Here is an 18,077-nt window from a genome sequence, read left to right as displayed (position 1 = left end):
CAAGGTCCGATTCCTAGATGTGAGCTTCTGGACCTTGCTGAGCGTTTAACGTTGAGAAACCGCCGATCTGCGGCAGAAAGAAGGGCTTGGTGATCATTAAGCTGTTGGGCACACCTTCGGCACCCCAGTGTATCGCACTATCGCCGCTGATGTAGACGACCGCGATGGACGAGTTGGACCTTCGCAGATGCCGAGCAACCTCCCCGACTGTCCCGGCCCCAAACGGATGTCCGTGAGCACGGCCTTGAACTTCGTTGGGTCAGAATCGAAAGCCGCCAGCGCCTCGGCGGCATTCCGAGTGCCGACGACCTGAAAGCCGGCTTCCTCCAAAGCTGGCTCGAGGTCGAGCAGGATCATTGTCTCATCTTCTACGATCAGAACAGAACCGTCGCTCATCCGGGAAATTCCCAAGCCACGGCCGATATTACGGTTTTTGCCCAATTTGGTTCCATCGGACACACACACTGGCCTGTTGCTTGAATTCGGACCTCTACGCTGCCGCGATTGACCGACGCCCTGAGGCCGGCCGCCTTGGAGAACGCCAAGACGGGCTTGGTTGCTTCAACAGCCAAGGGCCCGACGATGAGGGCGATTGAAGGCCCACAGCAGCCGTAGCGAATGGTCCTCGGCTGTAAGCTCGTGTTGGGTCGGTACGCTGCGGCGGCTTTCCGGCGTGGTCGCTTTGATCAAGCTTCCTACTGATCTTCAGAAGCCTGCTGGATTTGCGTCATCACCTTTCGGGGATCGACATTCTCGGCCAGTTGCGGCAGCTCTTTGTCAGCCGGGGTGGAGACATTCAGACGCGCCGCCAAGGCAGCCACCATCTCGATCAGCCGCGTGGTTTCATGTTCGTTGAGAAGGCTGATCTGCAAATCCAGTTCCGCTCGGCGCTCGCTGTGTTCGGCCATTCTGTTCTGATTGATCAGCACGAAAGTAGACAGAAAGATTGCCTCGACGGAAGCGGCCATGGCCAGGATCACGAAAGTTGGGTCCCAAGCTGGGATAGCTGGTATCGCGCTTAGGTTCGCAAGGATCCAGGCGACGAGAATTGCGAGATGCAGATAAACGAAAGTCATGCTCCCCGCGAAGCGCGAAATAGCGCCGGCAATCCGCACCTGAACGCCTTGGTGCTCCTCCTGTTGTCGCCTGTGCTCGACCAGTGCCTCTATGTTCTGGTGAACCACCGACTGCATGTTGGCTGGACGTTGGTCGCTCATTTGGAAAAGCTCGTTCGAACGGCGATTTCGTGCAAGCGGCGTTACTTGTCGCCCGCCTGGAACATTTGCGGAGCCGGACCTGGCTTGAACGCGTTGGCACGCGGCTTACGTCGCTGCCGACGGCCCGATTGGGAAAAGGCGTGCCGTGCTGCAATCTTGTGTACCATTCCGACCACTGCCTGCGGGGCGCTCTGATGAAGCATATGGCCAGCGCCCGGGACCACCTCGAGGAAAGAACCGCCAACTTCGGCATGCAGGCGCCGTGCATCCCGTTCCGCATCAAACAGCCGGTCTCCAGATCCCGCCAGGATGCCGGTCGGTACGGAAATGTCCTTATAGCTGGCCTTCCTAGAAAGGGCCGCGGCCAGCATCGATGCAGACTCCGAACAAACCGCTCGCAGTTGGGAAGGGCGGCTGGCGGCATCCTTGGCGGATGCGGCGAAGTCGCTTGCGATCACGGCGGGTCGAAATATCTTTTCCATTGCCCAAGGCCAGGCAAGCCTCACAAGCAGCGGCAACCAGGTGTGGCGAAACGCCGTGCCGATCACCGGCAATGCTGGGAGTGCGGCCAGTGCAAGATCCGGCCGCGGTAGCGGATAGTAATAGCCTGAGACCAGCACAGTGCCGGCGACCGATGAAGAATGCCTGCGCGCCAACTCGAGGGCGATCCAAGCTCCCCAGGAGTGTCCAAGCACGAGATATTTCTCTATACCCAGTCTACCGGCGGCGGCATGTATGAGGTCGGCTTGGTCGCAAGCGGACCAGCGTCGGCCGCGCGGTCGTGAGCTTCGCCCAAAGCCGGGACGGTCAAATGCGATCACCCGGTAGGTCTGTGCCGCCTCATCGAAGACGCCGCTCGACTTAAAGTCCTCCGCCATGGATCCATTGCCATGCAGGAGAAGCAGCGGCGTGCCGGTTCCTGCTTCGATAAAATGCAGACGCAGCCCATCAATTGCCATCATACGTCCGCATGTCATGCTGGCAATCGCACGTTTGGCCCTGATGGCATTGTATCCCGCCAGTGCCGCCAATGCGGCGACGAGCAACCCGGTTGCGAATTTCATTCCGTCTCTGTCCAACGCCATGCGCGTGCCTGTTAGAAGCTGCCTGCGTGACCCCAACCTTCGGGGTCGCAGCTTGTTCCGCCAGACAAGGACAACGCTACACAGCCGGCGAAACCTTCCTGGCCATTGGGGGTTAATGCTGATTGGCAAGATGAACTCACCAAGTGGAGAGCACCATTGAATGGGTCGCCTCAAAACGTCAGATGATCCGGGTCGCGTCCTTCAATGTGAACGGCGTCAATGGGCGATTGCCGGTTCTGCTCAAATGGCTGGGCGAGACGCGTTACGACATCGTCTGTCTCCAGGAACTAAAGACATCGGACGAGAAGTTTCCGGCCGACGCCATCAGCAACGCCGGCTACGGTGCGATATGGCATGGACAGAAGTCCTACAACGGCGTGGCCATTCTCGCTCGAGGCAAGCAGCCGCATGAACGTCGCCGCGGGTTGCCGGGTGACGCCGATGACACGCACAGCCGTTACATCGAGGCGGAGATCGACGGCCTTGTCGTCGGTTGCCTCTACTTGCCCAATGGCAATCCAGCGCCTGGTCCGAAGTTCGACTACAAGCTCCGCTGGTTCGAGCGATTGATCGACTACGGACGGCTCCTGATCAGCGACGCGCCTGCCAGCGTGCTCTGCGGCGACTACAACGTTGTACCCAAGCCAATCGACGCCGCGATCCCGGCACGATGGCTAGGTGACGCGGTCTACTTTCCCGAGAGCCGGCACGCTTACGCCGACATGCTGGCTGAGGGCTGGATCGACGCAGTCAGGCTGATCCATCCCGAAAGAGGCGTCTACACCTATTGGAACTTCGCCTATCGGGGCGGTTTCGACCGAAGCTCCGGCCTTCGGATGGACCACCTTCTCGTAAGCCCCTCCCTCATGAACAGGCTTAGCGGAGCGGGCGTGGAGGTTGCGGTGCGGGGATGGGAAAAACCAAGCGATCACGCGCCAGCCTGGATCGAATTGGACTGGCCCTGATGAATCGCAATCCGAGCTTCAGCCCGAGCGCATGACGCCAGGTTCGTCCGTTTCTTTGGCTGTTGCGATTTCTCGGACACGGCTACCATATCCTGAAATCCAAGGGTAGCGACGAGATAACCCGCTTCGTCGCAAATTTTCGCGACCCAACCGGTTGGGTTTGTGCCATCGGCAATTCCGTCGAGCATGGCCTCCTTGGCAGCGCACTTCGCCTCCCTGACAGCCTCATGTCGATCAGCCATGTCGGCGAAGATTGCATCCTTCGGCACGCCTTCGAGGAACTCGAAGCGAAATTTCGGCATCGATCGCTCCCAACGGTGGCGTCAGCGGATGGCCATTGCTGACAGGATCAACGCTAGCGTCTCGGAAAGGATGCCCGCCCGACCGTCAAGCGTCAGGCAGCGCTGCTGCCTTCCAATTTCCAATCGCCTTGCCAGCGTGCGCGGACGGCAATCATCAGCATGGCCGCTTCCGTCATCCCGGTCTGGAAGAGCCTGACCAGCTCTCTCGCGATGGAATTGGCTGCGGCGCTGTCCGGCAGGACAGCAAATTCCTGGCACATCGCATCGAAAACCGCCCGAAGCGTGTTTAGATCATCTGGGTAGAGAGCTTCCGTATTCATGGGAATGGGTCGGTCAAACATCAAGGGTCTCCGAACGAGTGAGAGTGCGATTGGCACTCAAGCAGCGGAGCTCGCTGAAAATGCCCTGCTGATTTCTCGTTTGTGGGCCCCGCCGCAGCAAACTGTCATTAACCTATGACGGCCCGGCAAAGCCGGTCCGCCAAGAAACCTGCCGCCCGCCGGGAACTCTTGGCCGCAGACTGCATTTAAGTCCGGGCAAAACGGGGGCGATATGGGGGCCACTTCACGCAATCGTCGATCTGAACTGCAGCGCTTCGAGCTTTTGGCGGCGTTGGGCGATCGGATTCGCGAGATTACGGATCCTACGGAGCTGGCCTACGCAGCCGCGGAATTGCTGGGAAACCATTTTGGCGTCAGCCGAGCCGGTTACGGCACGATCGACTTGGAGAATGAAACGATCACCGTCGAAAGGGGCTGGAACGCGCCAGGCATAAAAAGCCTGGCTGGGACGCTGAATTTCAGGAACTACGGCTCATATATCGAGGACTTGAAGCGGGGCGACACCGTTGTTTTCGAAAATGCAGAGACAGACCCGCGAACCATCGGCCATGCGGAGGCCCTGAAAGCCATCAGCGCTCAATCCGTCATAAACATGCCCGTTACCGAGCATGGCGGGCTGGTGGCGCTGCTATATCTGAATCACTCCACGCCCCGACGCTGGGCGAAGGAGGAAGTGATCCTCATTTCGGAAGTGGCGGACCGGACGCGTACGGCGATAGAACGCCTTCGCGCCGAATTGGCGCTGCGTGAAAACGCCGAACGCCTCGCCTTTCTGGACCGCCTCGGCAAGGAGATTGCCCTCGCAGCCGATGCCGATGCTGTCATGGAGGCCACGACACGGCTGCTGGGCGAACATCTTGGCGTCTCGATTTGCGCCTACGCCGACATGGAGCAGGACCAGGACCATTTCACCATCCGCGGCGATTGGAGCGCCCCCGGCTCGCCCAGCATCAGAGGATATTACAGTCTTGCCAATTTCGGTCGCCTAGCAGTCAGCAACCTCAGCGCCAATCGGCCGCTTGTCATCAACAACAACCTCAAGGAAATTGCCCCCGAGGAAGCAAAGACGTTTCAGGACATCGGCATAACCGCAACCATATGCATGCCTTTGGTCAAGCAGGGCCGGCTGACCGCCCTGATGGCCATCCACGACAAGCAGCGCCGCGTATGGTCGCAGCGCGAACTGTCCTTGCTGACCGAGGTGACGGAGCGTTCCTGGGCTCACATCGAGCGCGTCCGCTCGGAACAGGCCGCCCGGGCCAGCGAGGAGCGGCTGAGGCTTGCCACCGTCTCGGCCGCCATCGGGACCTGGGACTACGATCCCGTTACAGGGGTGCTGCGGTGGGACGACCGGTGCAAAGCCCTTTTTGGTTTGCCGCCGGAGGCGGAGGTGACATATGAAAGCGCCTTCCTGGCCGGACTCCATCCAGAAGATCGGGCACGGGCCGACGAGGCCGTACGCCAGTCGCTCGCGCCGGGCACCTCTTCCCGTTACGACATCGAATACCGCACGATCGGCCTGCGGGATGGCAAGGAGCGCTGGCTTGCCGCAACGGGCGAATCGCTGTTCCGAGCCGGCCGCGCGGTTCGCTTCATCGGCACCGTCATAGACATCACCGAGCGAAAGCGGGTGGAGCATCAGCTTCAGTTGATGAATGCCACTGCGGCGACCGTGGCGGCCGAGCTCGATGTGGAGCGAATAGTCCAGACGGTCACCGATGCCGGCGTGGTGCTGTCGGGCGCGCAATTCGGCGCTTTCTTCTACAATGTGATCGATGAAAAGGGCGACAGCTATATGCTCTACGCCCTGTCGGGGGCGCCTCGTTCAGCTTTCGAAAACTTCCCCATGCCGCGCAACACCGCGGTGTTCGAGCCCACTTTCCGCGGAACTAGCGTGGTGCGCTCCGACGATATCCTCGCCGATCCGCGTTACGGAAAGAACTGGCCCCGCAAGGGAATGCCGGAGGGCCATCTGCCGGTCCGTTCCTATCTCGCCGTGCCGGTCGTCTCACGTTCGGGCGAGGTGCTGGGCGGCCTCTTCTTTGGCCATTCAGAGACCGGCGTCTTCGCCGAACAGCAAGAGGCGGCCTTGCTGGGGCTTGCGGGCCATGCAGCTACGGCAATCGACAACTCCCGCCTGTTCAAGGCACTGCAGGCACTCAACGGCACGCTCGAACAACGTGTCAGAGACGAAGTTGCCGAACGTACCAGAGCAGAAGAGCATTTGCGCCAGGCCCAGAAAATGGAAGCTGTCGGACAGCTCACCGGTGGCATCGCGCACGATTTCAACAATATGCTGGCCGTCATCATCGGCGGCCTGAATCTTGTGCAGCGCAAGCTCAGAAACGGCGATACCAACGTCCATCAATTCGTAACGGGCGCTATCGATGGAGCGCAACGTGCGGCAGAACTTACCAAGCGCCTGCTGGCCTTTTCCCGCCAGCAACCGCTGGCGCCGAAACGGCTGAATCCAAATCGCCTAGTCTCCGGCATGAGCGAACTGCTGAACCGCACGCTTGGCGAGACCATCCAGATCGAGACCGTGCTCGCTGCGGGCCTATGGCATGTGGAGGCCGACGCAGGGCAATTGGAAAGCGCACTGCTCAACCTTTGCGTCAACGCAAGGGATGCCATGCCTGCAGGCGGCAAGCTGACGATCGAGACATCCAACGCCCATGTGGACGATCGCTATGCCCGGGAGAATGCGATCCCCTCCGGTCAGTATGTGATGATAGCCGTCACGGATACGGGGATCGGCATGACTGCTGACATTCTGGCCAGAGCCTTCGATCCGTTTTTCACCACCAAAGGCGTCGGCAAAGGCACTGGGCTGGGGCTCAGCCAAGTCTATGGGTTTGTTCGTCAGTCCGGCGGCAGCGTGAAGATCTATTCTGAGCAGGGCATCGGAACCACTTTGAAAATCTATTTGCCGCGCTCGCATCGCGGCGTGCTCGACAGCCGGATCGAGGCAGTAGCGGGCGAGCACCCCGGCCGTGCAGACGAGATCATCATGGTTGTCGAGGATGAAGAACGCGTCCGGCTGATGGCGGCGGAAGCGCTGCGGGAACTCGGCTATTCCGTGTTGGAAATGCAAGGGCCACGCGACGCGCTGGCGGCCATCGAAAGCGGGCAATTGCCCTCGCTTCTGTTCACCGACGTGGTCATGCCGGAGATGTCCGGCCGGGAACTGGTGGACCGCGTGAAGGCTACGCACCCGTCGCTAAAGGTGCTCTACACCACCGGCTACACGCGAAACGCGATTGTTCACAACGGCACGCTCGATTTTGGAACGGAGCTTTTGACCAAGCCTTACACGATCGACGAATTGGCTGAGAAGATCCGCAAGGTGCTGGACCGAAAGTGAATGGGCAACGCGCAGAGGTGCTCACTCTCAAGATCAGCCGCGTGAGCGGATGCCGCGCTTGCCGAGCAAAGTTTGCAACGAAACGGGTCGGAAGTCCCAGCTGTCGACACCGACATCAAATTGGCGCGTCAGCGGCTTCAATTTGCCGTGCGAATGTCCGTGCAGGTTTATCGACCTCTTGCCCATCCGGTTCCACGTCCGGAACGGATAGTGGCACAACACGGTGAGTTGGTCCTCCTGCATCAGCTCCCTATAGTGCTGGACGCTGTTCCACCCGTGTGCAGCCGTTGTTTCGGAAGCATCATTGTTGCCGACGATGAGGTTCTTGCGACCCTTCAGGTGTGCCAGCAGCGCTTCGACGCTCGACTTGCCAAGGCGCGCGAAATCGCCCAGGTGCCAGATTTCATCCTCGGGGCCGACAGTTTCGTTCCACCGCGCAATCAGAGCTTCATCGTGCTCGGTCAGCGATCCGAACGGCCGGCGATCGATCCTGAGAACACGCGGATCGTTGAAATGCGTATCGCTCGTAAAGAAGACCATTGCCGTCGCACACTCTCGGCTCGAGAGGGACCGTTTTGGGTGACCGCTCCGACTGTACCTTGGTTGCCTCGACCCGCCAACTATGCCGCCGCCGGTGGAGTGCATCGATATACGACTATCGGGAGGTCGATACCCGTTGGCTGAGATCGATCACCACCAAAAAAAGGTGCCGAGGCTTGGCCGGATGGAACAATCATAATGCGGGGAGGTTCGGGCGGTCTAACCGGAGAAACGTCCATGTTCATGCACAACAAGCGCCTGCAATACACCGTCCGCGTCTCGGAGCCGAATCCTCGCTTGGCCTGTATGATCATGGAACAGTTCGGCGGCGCCGATGGTGAGCTTGCCGCCGCGATGCGCTATTTCACGCAAGGCCTTGGGGAAGATGATCTCGGCCGTCGCGATATGTTGCTCGACATCGCGACTGAAGAACTCAGCCACCTCGAAGTGGTGGGATCGATCGTCACAATGCTGAACAAGGGGCTCAAGGCACAACTTGCCGAAGGCCAGATGAAAGAAGCGGACCTTTACCTGATGATCGGCGCCAGCGGCACGACAGCCAAGGAATCAATTCTGTTCGGCGGCGCTCCCGCGCTTTGCGATTCGGCCGGCGTTCCCTGGACCGCCGCCTATGTCGATTCGCGCGGCGAACCGACGGTGGATCTGCGATCGAATATCGCCGCCGAAGCGCGCGCCAAGATCGTTTACGAACGTCTCATCAACATTACCGACGACCCGGGCATCAAGGACGCGCTCGGCTTCCTGATGACGCGCGAGATCGCTCACCAGAAATCATTTGAGAAAGCCCTTTACGCGATCGAAAACAATTTCCCGTCAGGCAAGCTGCCAGGCGTAGAGAAGTACGCCAGCATGTACGTCAACACCTCTCAAGGTGACGGCGATGTCACTGGCCCATGGAATTCCGGCGAAGAGTGGGATCGGATCGATGACCTTGAGCAGGTGATGCCTGTCGACGGCGGAGACGGCCTGGCAACTGTGAAGCTGGGCGCCAGAGACATGAAGGTGGTAGCCAAGATGGCCGATCGCACCCTTTCCGATCCCGCTTCCGATCCTACCACAGGCGCTGATCTGGGTGCTGGCCCAGGAGCTGGCCGTACCAAGAACGCGGATTTCGGCGGCGCGGCAAGCATACAGGAGGCCCCGGCCGTGGCAGAGGCTGCTGTCAAACGCGCAGGTAAGCGTTAGTTCGGAGTCGAACGTCGTTGCCGGACACCTAGGTTCGGCGACGGGTCAGGAAGCTGATGACGAAAGCAGGGCATCCGACAGGCAGCGGCGGACTGGCGGGAGTGCTCGCAAAGAAATCTTTGCTGAACGTGGGTGAAGCACATGGCCACCGCCGCACCGCTACCGCTGTCGGAACATGCGGGACAGCCGGAGAAGGTCCGTGCTCACGGTTGCGAGAACCGGTGCATTGTCGCAATCGGGGCCTCGGCGGGGGGCGTCGACGCGCTGAAGAGACTTGTCCGGGATATTTCGCCGGACATTCCGGCGGCCCTGCTCATCGTACAGCACGTCGGCCTCACGAGTTACCTCGGCGACATTCTCGGTCGTGCTGCCAACATGCCCGTAGCGAATGCCGCCAGCGGCATGAAGATTGAGAACGGGCACATCTTCGTTGCACCGCCAGGAGCTCACCTGCTTTTACACAACGACCACATGCTGCTGCGACGCGGGCCGCGGGAGAACCTGGCGCGCCCCGCCATCGACCCCCTCTTCCGATCAGCGGCCTGCAGCTTTGGTGGCAGCGTGATCGGGGTCGTGCTCACAGGCAGCCTCTCCGACGGCACCGCCGGCCTCCGCGCCATCAAGATTTGCGGCGGCGTCAGCGTGGTCCAGGATCCCGACGACGCTGCAGTACCCGATATGCCGCTGAGCGCCTTGCAGAATGTCGACGTCGACCATTGCTTGGTCCTGTCCGAAATGGCTGGCCTGTTACACAGGCTTGCTTCCGAAATGGCGGGACCGACGCCAGAAATCCCGTCTGTTATCCGCATCGAGGCTGCGATTGCTGCTCAGGAGCACGGCACAATGGAACAGATAGAAGGCGAGCTTGGCATTCCATCGACATTCGTCTGCCCCGAATGTCACGGGCCACTTTGGGAGATCGAAGACGGGCCGATCACCCGCTACCGTTGTCACACCGGACATTCGTTCGGAGCAGACGTTTTGATGCAGGCTCAGGCGGACGATGCGGAGCAGGCTCTTTGGAGCCTACTAAGAGCGCACCAGCAGCGCGCCGAGTTGGCGAAACGGATGGCAAAACGAGAGGCTGCTCGACAAAGACACAGTTTGGCCAGCCAAATGGCTGCCCGAGCCGCAGAATACGAAGCCGACGCGAAACTTATTGAAGAGATCGTCCATCGTCGAACGCCGTGACACGGCAACGGGGTTGTCAGGGAGGCGAGTGCGTCCGTGCAACCCGGTCACGTCGCTTCAGTGGGCCTGTTGCACGGATGGCTAGCTCCCATCCAAGGGACATCAGCCTTTAAATCCAACTGCACGAATTTATCCCAAAGCAGGAACATAGAAGGATTTTGCGAGTTAGGCACCAACCGCATTTGGACTCATCTCGCACGCTCCGGTGCCTGGATGCTCTTTGGTGTTAGAACGAATGCCTAGGACAATGTACCGCTCTCAGCTTTCCGTACCTGTCTTTGCTCTGCTGTTGCTGATCGGTGGCCTCTTCCACGAGGTTAAGGCCATGGCGCAGCAGCCCTGTCCTGCCAATCACGATAAGCTGCTTGCAGTCCTTAGGGCCAATGTGAAGGCAAGCGGCGGCCCAGCCAATGGCGGCTTTGAAACTAACGAATGGGCAGCCATCGTTGCCCGTGACGGCACCGTCTGCGCGGTTGCCTTCAGTGGCCCCACCGCCGACTCGCAATGGCCTGGGAGCCGCCTGATCGCAGCGGAGAAAGCCAACACGGCCAACGGTCTCAGCCTGACCCAGATGGCCCTGTCGACAGCCAATCTCTATGCGGGGGTGCAGCCGGGCGGGCCACTATTCGGCTTGCAGGCGACCAATCCGGTCAACCAGGCCGCGGCTTACGCGGGCGATCCCAAAACGTTCGGAAGCGGGAGCGATCCGCTGGTCGGCAAGCCGATCGGAGGGGTCGTGGTGTTTGGGGGCGGGCTCGCCCTCTACGACGGCAAGAGCATCGTCGGTGGCCTCGGCGTTTCAGGCGATTCCTCATGCGCCGATCACAATGTCGCCTGGCGTATCCGCGCGGCACTCGGCTTCGACAAGGTCCCGGCAGGCGTCAATCCAGATCGCAAAGACGCCATTGTCTATGATCTGGACCCCGGCGGCAAAAGCGCTTCGGGCTGGGGTCACCCGCTTTGTGCCGGAACAGAAGCCGACATCGCGGCCGAACTCGGTGCCGGCGTGGGAGGCTCGATCAATAAATGAAAGCTATGCCGCAATTAGCATTAATGTGCGTTGACGCAGAACGACATACCCGCAAATCGGCAGCCGGGAATTCCTTTGGCGCTATGCTGTTGGTGACGCTGCTCGCCTGCCTGCCGCTTCTGGGCGCTGCCTCGGAGCCTCCTGAAACAGGAGCGATCGTACCGCCCGCTGCGGCCTCGCCACCCGATGACGGCCAATGGACGATGCCGGCCAAGAATTACGCTTCCACGCGCTTCAGCGAACTCTCAGAGATCAACGAAGGCAACGTGAAGAACCTGCAGGTTGCGTTCACGTTCTCGACCGGCGTGAACAAGGGTCAGGAAGCAGCGCCCCTTGTCATCGGCAACACCATGTACATCGTCACGCCGTTCCCCAACTTCGTTTATGCGCTCGATCTCTCCAAGCCCGGCGCCCCGATGAAGTGGAAGTACGAACCCAATCCCGAGCCGGCGGCACAGGGGGTGGCCTGCTGCGACGTCGTCAACCGAGGGGCGGCCTTCGCCGACGGACGCATTTTCTTCAACACGCTGGACGGCCACACGATTGCCGTCGACGCGAACACGGGCAAGCCGATCTGGAACACGCATATCGGCAACATCAATATCGGCGAGACGATCACCATGGCGCCGCTTGTGGTGAAGGGCAAGGTGCTGGTCGGCAATTCCGGCGGCGAGTTGGGCGTGCGGGGCTGGGTCAAGGCGCTCGACGCGGGAGACGGCCATGTCGTCTGGACGGCATACGGCACCGGCCCCGACAAGGATGTGTTGATCGGACCGGACTTCAAGCCGCACTACGACGTGGACAAGGGCAAGGACCTTGGTGTGACCACCTGGCCACCGGAAGCCTGGAAGATCGGCGGGGGCAATATGTGGGGCTGGATTTCCTATGACCCCGATCTGAACCTGATTTTCCACGGCACAGGCAATCCAGGCCCATGGAATCCGGATTTGCGGCCTGGCGACAACAAATGGACGTCTGGCATTTTCGCGCGCGATCCCGACACCGGTGCAGCGAAATGGTTTTATCAGTGGAGTCCCCATGATCTCCACGACTATGACGGCATCAACGAGCAGATTCTCCTCGACATGACCTGGCAGGGCAAGCCGCGCAAGGTGCTGGTCCGGCCGGAGCGCAATGGCTATCTCTACATCCTCGACCGGACCACAGGCGAAGTCCTGTCGGCAAAACCCTTCGGCCCCGTCAACTCCAGCAAAGGTGTTGATCTCAAGACGGGCCGACTGATCGAAAACCCTGACAAGAAGACCGGAACCGGCAAGGTGGTTCGCGATATCTGTCCGACGGCATCAGGCCTCAAGGACTGGCAGCCATCCGCGTTCTCACCGAAGACCGGCCTGCTCTACATCCCGCACAACAATCTTTGCATGGATGAAGAAGGCGTCGAGGTGAACTACATAGCCGGCACGCCCTATGTGGGGATGAACGTCCGCATGATCCCGGGGCCCGGCGGCAATCGCGGCGCCTTCACCGCCTGGGATGTCGCGGCGGAGAAACCCGCCTGGAGCCTCAAGGAGAATTTCCCGGTGTGGAGCGGCGCGGTGGTGACCGCCGGCGACGTCGTCTTCTATGGCACGATGGAAGGCTGGTTCAAGGCGGTGAGCGCCAGGACCGGCGATCTGCTGTGGCAGTTCAAGACCTCGTCGGGGATCATCGGCCAGCCCATCACCTATCGCGGACCCGACGGGCACCAATATGTCGCCATCCTCTCGGGCGTGGGCGGCTGGGCCGGCGCGATCGTCTCGGGCGACCTAGACCCACGCGATGCAACGGCGGCACTGGGCTTCGTCAACGCGATGAAGGACCTGAAGAACGCGACAACGGCCGGAGGCACGCTCTATGTGTTTCGGCTGCCTTGATAGATCTGCGACGGTCGTGCGGCTGGGACGCAGGGCCCTCGTGCTGCTTGCGATCGGCATCGGCATGCTGGGTTCCCTGCATGCGGCGAGAGCAGCCGATGGACGCGAGCTCAGGGTATGCGCTGATCCCAACAACATGCCGTTCTCCAACGCGGCCGGTCAGGGGTTCGAGAACAAAATTGCGCAAATCGTGGCGGGCGAGCTCGGCGCAAAGTTGTCCTACACTTGGTGGGCCCAGCGTCGCGGCTTCGTGCGCAACACCCTCAAGGCGGGATTGTGCGATCTTGTTCCCGGCACCCCAGCCAATCTCGAAATGCTACGCACCACCACGCCCTACTATAGGTCGTCTTACGTTTTCGTCACGCGACAGGACGGTCCGGACATCAGTTCTTTCAACGATCCGCGCCTGCGCGGCATGCGGATAGGCGTGCAGCTTATCGGCGATGACGGCGCCAATTCCCCGCCTGTCCAGGCGCTTGGCCGCCGCGGCGTCGTCGGCCGTCTCGTCGGCTATCCGGTCTATGGCGACTATTCCGTACCCAATCCTCCGGCGCGCATCGTCGAAGCGGTGGCCGCAGGTCAGATCGACCTCGCGGTCGTTTGGGGACCGCTTGCCGGCTATTTTGCCGCCAGGCAGAAGGTGCCGCTCCGCATTACGCCCGTCAGGCCAGCCATAGATGGGCCGTTGCTGCCAATGGTCTACGATATCTCGATGGGCGTACGGCGCGAGGACGACGCCTTGCGCGGCGAGGTGAACGCAGCGCTGGCCAGGCACAGGGCCGACATCGACGCCGTGTTGGCGCAATATAGCGTTCCCCGCCTCGACGCTTCCGGGAGCAAGGCACGATGATGCGCCGGGTTGCCGTGCTGGTTTCGGCGACGCTGGTCCTGGCTGCCTGCCAGCGCGAGGAGCGAGACACGCGGCCGCAATCGGCGCTTGGATCCGGCGAGCAGCCGACGCCTGTGACCACGCTCGAGCCCGGCGGCGAAAGACCCTCTCCCACCGACAATAAGGCGGCGAGTTTCGAGGCCAACGCCTTCCATATGAGCGAGGGCAAGCGCCTGTTCAGCTGGTTCAACTGCTCGGGCTGCCATGCCAACGGTGGGGGCGGCATGGGGCCGGCGCTGATGGACGAGAAGTGGATCTATGGCAGCTCGATGGAAAGCATCCATGCTACGATCCGCGACGGTCGGCCGAATGGGATGCCGAGTTTCCGCGACAAGATCCCCGACGACCAGATCTGGGAGCTTGCGGCTTACGTTCGCTCGCTGAGCGGCAACGCGCCGTCTTCCGCCGCGCCGCAACGCGATGACGACATGATGGTGCATCCGTCGGAAAACCGCATGCCGGATGCCGCCACGCTGGGGAAGTCGCCGTGAAGCGCCTCGTGTCGATGGCGTTCGCCACCGCTGGTGCTCTGTTGCTCCAGGGGTGCGCGGGCTGGCAATCGGCCCTCGACCCGAAAGGTCCCGCGGCGAGCGAGCAGGCATGGCTGATTTGGTTCTTCACCGGCCTCTGCGCGGTGGTCTGGGTGCTGGTGATGATCGCCCTCGCCGCGCCGCTGATGATGCGGTCGCGCGCGCAGGCGGAACCGCTCGCGATCGACGCCGGCGCCGAAGGACGGAAGCTGCGCGTGGTTCTGACCGCCGTCGCGGTGACCGCCGCCATTCTGATCGGATTGACCTTGCTGAGCTTCTTCGCCAACAGGACGCTCGCCGCGATCGGCTCGGATGCCTCGCTGACCATTCGGGTTACGGGCCATCAATGGTGGTGGGAGGTGCGCTACGAGGATGCAACGCCAAGCCGCATCTTGACCACGGCAAACGAGATCCATATCCCTGCCGGCGAGCCGGTCCGGCTTCTTTTGACCTCGACCGACGTCATCCATTCGTTCTGGATCCCGAGCCTTTCCGGCAAGCTCGACCTCATCCCCGGCCACATTAACGTGCTCGACATCAAGGCCGACAAGCCCGGCGTCTACCGGGGCCAATGCGCCGAGTTCTGCGGCGCGCAACATGCGAACATGGGCACCTTCATCATCGCCGAGCCGCGTGCAAAGTTCGATGCCTGGTGGAACGACCAGTTGCAGCCGGCCGTGGCCCCGGCAGGTGACGAGGCCAAAGCCGGCGAAGATCTGTTTCTGAGGCGCCCCTGCGTGATGTGCCACAGAATAGGTGGCACGCCCGCGGGAGGAACCGTCGCCCCCGATCTCACCCATATAGCCAGCAGGAAGACGCTGGCGGCCGGAACACTGACGATGAGTCGCGGCAATCTCGCCGCCTGGATAGCCGACCCGCAAGGCGTCAAGCCCGGATCCCATATGCCGGTGGTCGATCTTGACGGCGACGAGCTCAACGCCATCGTCGCCTATCTCGAGGGCCTGAAATGAGCAGCGCCGATATCACAGGCGACCGCGATATCTCGGAACCGGATACAGCGTCCAAGGGCGACATTGCTCCAGAACGCGACGGGCCGCGCGATACGGGGATGGACGATGCCCGCCTGCATCGCTGGCTGGAACGTACCTGGCGCACGCCCCCCGGCATCGTCGGAGCGCTGTCCAGCGTCGATCACAAGGTGATCGCACGGCGCTATCTGATCACGGCCTTCGTATTCCTGTGCCTGGGCGGGCTCAACGCCATCGCCATGCGTATCCAGCTCTCAGGTCCACAGCGCGGCCTGATCGGGCCGGACCTCTACAACCAGCTGTTCACGATGCACGGCGTTACTATGATGTTTCTGTTCGCGGTGCCCATCGTCCAAGCAACAGGAATCTATCTCGTACCGCTGATGGTCGGCACCCGCAATATCGCGTTCCCTCGCCTGAACGCGTTCGGGTACTGGATCTACGTTTCAGGTGGCGTTTTCGCCTGGGTATCTTTCGCGCTCAACATGGCGCCCGATGTCGGCTGGTTTGCTTACGTGCCGCTGTCCGGCCCCGAATTCGCGCCGGGCAAGCGGGCCGACGTCTGGGCGCAGATGATCACTTATACTGAAGTATCCTCGCTGGCCGTCGCGGTGGCGACGATCGTCACGGTGTTCAAGCAGCGAGCCCCTGGCATGTCGCTGGACAAGATCCCGCTCTATGTCTGGGCAATGCTGGTTACCTCCTTCGTCGTCGTCTTCGCAATGCCGGCGGTGATGATCACTTCCACCTTCCTGATCCTCGACCGGCTGGTCGGCACGCACATCTTCAACCCGGCGGAGGGTGGGGATGTTCTGCTGTTCCAACATCTCTTCTGGTTCTTCGGCCACCCGGAAGTCTACATCATCTTCCTGCCCGCTACGGGCATGGTGTCTTCGATCATTCCCGTTTTTGCCAGGCGACCGACATTCGGTCATCTCGGGCTTGTCCTGTCGCTGGTCGCGGTCGGCTTCCTGTCGTTCGGGCTGTGGGTCCATCACATGTTCGCCACGGGATTGCCGAAGCTTGGCGCCAGCTTCTTCACAGCGTCCAGCATGATGATCGCCATTCCCAACGGCGTGCAGATTTTCTGCTGGCTGGCGACCCTGTGGGACGGCAGACCAGTGGTCCGAACGCCGCTGCTTTTCGTGTTCGGCTTCTTCTTCATCTTCGTCATCGGCGGCCTCACCGGCGTCATGCTCGCCTCGGTACCCCTCGACCTCCAGGTACACGACACCTATTTCGTCGTCGCCCATTTCCATTACGTGCTGATCGGCGGCTCTGTCTTCCCGCTCCTGGGCGCGGCCTATTTCTGGTTCCCCAAGATCAGCGGCCGGATGATGAGCGAGCGTCTCGGACGCTGGCACTTCTGGCTGGCTTTCATCGGATTCAACGCGACGTTTTTCCCGATGCATCTCGTCGGGTTGTGGGGCATGCCGCGAAGGGTATACACCTATCCGGCCGAGCTTGGCTGGGGAAATATCAACCTTTTCATCTCGGCCGGGGCTGTGCTCTTCTTCCTGAGCTTCGTCCTTTTCATTTTCAATCTTGCGCATGGCGGGCTGAAAGGCGCACCGGCCGGGAACAATCCCTGGAATGCCGGAACCTTGGAATGGGCGACGTCTTCGCCGCCGCCGAGCTATAATTTCGCGCGCATTCCGATCGTCACGCATGTCGAGCCGCTCTGGGCTGAGCGCGAGGCGCTGCTCGTGGCGACCGGGCTGCGGGTCGATGTGCGCGAGCTCCTCATCTCGACCGTGGCGGAAGCCCATCCAGACATTCGCGAGAAATCGGCGGCACCCTCCATCTGGCCGCTGCTGGCGGCGATCTCCGTCGGCGCGACATTTGTCTATTCGATCTTCACGCCATGGGCGGTTGTCTGGGGCGCCGCTCCGATCGCCATCACGCTGATCGGATGGTTTTGGCCCAAGGGCGATCCGGAGGACGAAGAATGAAGCAGCGCCCCGCCGCCGATATTTCCGGCCTGCCGACCTTTGGACATGGCGCACGCAGCCCGACCTGGTGGGGCACGCTCGGCTTCATGGCGCTGGAAGGCACGGGCTTCGCGCTGGCGGCCGGCGCTTATCTCTATCTCGCGACCCTTTGGCCCAACTGGCGTCTAAGCGCACCGGAGCCCAACCATTGGCCGGGAACGATCGTCACCATATTGCTCATCGTCAGCCTTGTGCCGAACCACATCCTCCATCGCTATGCCGAGCGGTGTGCCATGCTGCCGGTGCGGATCGGCATGATCGTCATGTCGCTGTTCGGCATCGCTCCGCTCATGGTGCGCTGGTTCGAATTCCCGGCTCTCAACATCTATTGGGACACCAATGCCTATGGATCAATGCTCTGGGTGCTGCTCGGGCTGCACACCACGCATCTCATAACCGATGTCGGCGACACCATCGTGCTGACGGTGCTGATGTTCACGCGTCACGGCTATAGCGGCCGGCGCTTCGGCGATGTCGGCGACAACGTCTTCTACTGGGACTTCGTGGTCCTGACCTGGATTCCGATCTATCTGCTCATCTACTGGATGCCGAGGCTAGGCTGA

17 protein-coding genes are annotated in these 18,077 nt (G+C 61.2%); 11 read left to right on the top strand and 6 right to left on the bottom strand.

Annotated elements, in window-relative coordinates; translation table 11 throughout:
* Nucleotides 1–96 precede the first annotated feature (96 nt).
* The 3 genes from FJ977_RS18850 to FJ977_RS18840 form a co-directional block, all read right to left on the bottom strand.
* Nucleotides 97–396, bottom strand: a complete 300-nt coding sequence (locus FJ977_RS18850) for a hypothetical protein (RefSeq protein WP_246683173.1) — start codon at nucleotides 394–396, stop codon at nucleotides 97–99.
* 299 nt (nucleotides 397–695) lie between these two features.
* A complete protein-coding gene (locus FJ977_RS18845; RefSeq protein ID WP_140773733.1) occupies nucleotides 696–1,217 on the bottom strand; it encodes a DUF1003 domain-containing protein in 522 nt (173 codons plus the stop codon).
* Nucleotides 1,218–1,258: 41 nt separating this feature from the next.
* On the bottom strand, nucleotides 1,259–2,281 hold the full coding sequence (locus FJ977_RS18840; RefSeq protein WP_246683172.1) for an alpha/beta hydrolase: 1,023 nt from the start codon (nucleotides 2,279–2,281) through the stop codon (nucleotides 1,259–1,261).
* Nucleotides 2,282–2,484: 203 nt separating this feature from the next.
* On the opposite strand from FJ977_RS18840, the gene xth reads away from it, so the two are divergent.
* The gene (xth, locus tag FJ977_RS18835; RefSeq protein WP_140773961.1) at nucleotides 2,485–3,267 is read left to right on the top strand and encodes an exodeoxyribonuclease III; all 783 of its coding nucleotides are present in this window, start codon (nucleotides 2,485–2,487) and stop codon (nucleotides 3,265–3,267) included.
* Here the strand turns inward: xth and FJ977_RS18830 are convergent.
* Nucleotides 3,231–3,569 (bottom strand): hypothetical protein, encoded by a 339-nt coding sequence (locus FJ977_RS18830; protein ID WP_246683171.1) that lies wholly within the window; start codon nucleotides 3,567–3,569, stop codon nucleotides 3,231–3,233. The two genes, xth and FJ977_RS18830, sit on opposite strands and share 37 nt — an antisense overlap.
* A 92-nt stretch (nucleotides 3,570–3,661) precedes the next feature.
* The gene (locus tag FJ977_RS18825) at nucleotides 3,662–3,910 is read right to left on the bottom strand and encodes a hypothetical protein (protein ID WP_140773731.1); all 249 of its coding nucleotides are present in this window, start codon (nucleotides 3,908–3,910) and stop codon (nucleotides 3,662–3,664) included.
* 211 nt (nucleotides 3,911–4,121) lie between these two features.
* On the opposite strand from FJ977_RS18825, the gene FJ977_RS18820 reads away from it, so the two are divergent.
* The gene (locus FJ977_RS18820; RefSeq protein WP_140773730.1) at nucleotides 4,122–7,274 is read left to right on the top strand and encodes a GAF domain-containing protein; all 3,153 of its coding nucleotides are present in this window, start codon (nucleotides 4,122–4,124) and stop codon (nucleotides 7,272–7,274) included.
* Between the two features lie 33 nt (nucleotides 7,275–7,307).
* On the opposite strand, the gene FJ977_RS18815 is transcribed toward FJ977_RS18820, so the two are convergent.
* Entirely contained in the window at nucleotides 7,308–7,814 is a 507-nt protein-coding gene (locus FJ977_RS18815) for a metallophosphoesterase (RefSeq protein WP_140773729.1), read from the bottom strand.
* 237 nt (nucleotides 7,815–8,051) lie between these two features.
* On the opposite strand from FJ977_RS18815, the gene FJ977_RS18810 reads away from it, so the two are divergent.
* From FJ977_RS18810 to FJ977_RS18770, 9 genes are all read left to right on the top strand, one after another.
* Nucleotides 8,052–9,020, top strand: coding sequence for a manganese catalase family protein (locus FJ977_RS18810; protein ID WP_140773728.1), 969 nt, complete (start codon nucleotides 8,052–8,054; stop codon nucleotides 9,018–9,020).
* A gap of 141 nt (nucleotides 9,021–9,161) precedes the next feature.
* Complete coding sequence (locus FJ977_RS18805) at nucleotides 9,162–10,211, top strand: chemotaxis protein CheB (RefSeq protein WP_140773727.1); 1,050 nt, start codon at nucleotides 9,162–9,164, stop codon at nucleotides 10,209–10,211.
* 325 nt (nucleotides 10,212–10,536) lie between these two features.
* A complete protein-coding gene (locus tag FJ977_RS18800; RefSeq protein WP_140773726.1) occupies nucleotides 10,537–11,241 on the top strand; it encodes a heme-binding protein in 705 nt (234 codons plus the stop codon).
* Nucleotides 11,242–11,324: 83 nt separating this feature from the next.
* The gene (locus FJ977_RS18795) at nucleotides 11,325–13,115 is read left to right on the top strand and encodes a methanol/ethanol family PQQ-dependent dehydrogenase (RefSeq protein ID WP_281406825.1); all 1,791 of its coding nucleotides are present in this window, start codon (nucleotides 11,325–11,327) and stop codon (nucleotides 13,113–13,115) included.
* A complete protein-coding gene (locus FJ977_RS18790; RefSeq protein WP_140773724.1) occupies nucleotides 13,096–13,965 on the top strand; it encodes a substrate-binding domain-containing protein in 870 nt (289 codons plus the stop codon). Before FJ977_RS18795 ends, FJ977_RS18790 begins: the two co-directional genes overlap by 20 nt.
* On the top strand, nucleotides 13,962–14,495 hold the full coding sequence (locus tag FJ977_RS18785) for a c-type cytochrome (protein ID WP_140773723.1): 534 nt from the start codon (nucleotides 13,962–13,964) through the stop codon (nucleotides 14,493–14,495). Before FJ977_RS18790 ends, FJ977_RS18785 begins: the two co-directional genes overlap by 4 nt.
* Nucleotides 14,492–15,505, top strand: a complete 1,014-nt coding sequence (gene coxB / locus FJ977_RS18780; protein ID WP_246683170.1) for a cytochrome c oxidase subunit II — start codon at nucleotides 14,492–14,494, stop codon at nucleotides 15,503–15,505. Before FJ977_RS18785 ends, coxB begins: the two co-directional genes overlap by 4 nt.
* Nucleotides 15,502–17,475, top strand: coding sequence for a cytochrome c oxidase subunit I (gene ctaD, locus FJ977_RS18775; protein ID WP_140773722.1), 1,974 nt, complete (start codon nucleotides 15,502–15,504; stop codon nucleotides 17,473–17,475). The genes coxB and ctaD overlap by 4 nt, the downstream gene beginning before the upstream one ends.
* Nucleotides 17,472–18,077, top strand: coding sequence for a cytochrome c oxidase subunit 3 (locus tag FJ977_RS18770; protein WP_140773721.1), 606 nt, complete (start codon nucleotides 17,472–17,474; stop codon nucleotides 18,075–18,077). Before ctaD ends, FJ977_RS18770 begins: the two co-directional genes overlap by 4 nt.

The organism is Mesorhizobium sp. B2-1-3A, from assembly GCF_006442655.1.
In the GTDB taxonomy this organism is placed as follows: Bacteria; Pseudomonadota; Alphaproteobacteria; order Rhizobiales; family Rhizobiaceae; genus Mesorhizobium.
The sequence above is the reverse complement of the archived record's forward strand: the minus strand, read 5'-3'. Positions and strand labels throughout refer to the sequence as shown.

Coding starts and splice junctions, on each gene's coding strand:
- FJ977_RS18850 (WP_246683173.1), bottom strand. CDS start 396: ATGAGCGACGGTTCTGTTCTGATCGTAGAAGATGAGACAATGATCCTG.
- FJ977_RS18845 (WP_140773733.1), bottom strand. CDS start 1,217: ATGAGCGACCAACGTCCAGCCAACATGCAGTCGGTGGTTCACCAGAAC.
- FJ977_RS18840 (WP_246683172.1), bottom strand. CDS start 2,281: ATGAAATTCGCAACCGGGTTGCTCGTCGCCGCATTGGCGGCACTGGCG.
- xth (WP_140773961.1), top strand. CDS start 2,485: ATGATCCGGGTCGCGTCCTTCAATGTGAACGGCGTCAATGGGCGATTG.
- FJ977_RS18830 (WP_246683171.1), bottom strand. CDS start 3,569: ATGCCGAAATTTCGCTTCGAGTTCCTCGAAGGCGTGCCGAAGGATGCA.
- FJ977_RS18825 (WP_140773731.1), bottom strand. CDS start 3,910: ATGTTTGACCGACCCATTCCCATGAATACGGAAGCTCTCTACCCAGAT.
- FJ977_RS18820 (WP_140773730.1), top strand. CDS start 4,122: ATGGGGGCCACTTCACGCAATCGTCGATCTGAACTGCAGCGCTTCGAG.
- FJ977_RS18815 (WP_140773729.1), bottom strand. CDS start 7,814: ATGGTCTTCTTTACGAGCGATACGCATTTCAACGATCCGCGTGTTCTC.
- FJ977_RS18810 (WP_140773728.1), top strand. CDS start 8,052: ATGTTCATGCACAACAAGCGCCTGCAATACACCGTCCGCGTCTCGGAG.
- FJ977_RS18805 (WP_140773727.1), top strand. CDS start 9,162: ATGGCCACCGCCGCACCGCTACCGCTGTCGGAACATGCGGGACAGCCG.
- FJ977_RS18800 (WP_140773726.1), top strand. CDS start 10,537: ATGGCGCAGCAGCCCTGTCCTGCCAATCACGATAAGCTGCTTGCAGTC.
- FJ977_RS18795 (WP_281406825.1), top strand. CDS start 11,325: ATGCTGTTGGTGACGCTGCTCGCCTGCCTGCCGCTTCTGGGCGCTGCC.
- FJ977_RS18790 (WP_140773724.1), top strand. CDS start 13,096: ATGTGTTTCGGCTGCCTTGATAGATCTGCGACGGTCGTGCGGCTGGGA.
- FJ977_RS18785 (WP_140773723.1), top strand. CDS start 13,962: ATGATGCGCCGGGTTGCCGTGCTGGTTTCGGCGACGCTGGTCCTGGCT.
- ctaD (WP_140773722.1), top strand. CDS start 15,502: ATGAGCAGCGCCGATATCACAGGCGACCGCGATATCTCGGAACCGGAT.
- FJ977_RS18770 (WP_140773721.1), top strand. CDS start 17,472: ATGAAGCAGCGCCCCGCCGCCGATATTTCCGGCCTGCCGACCTTTGGA.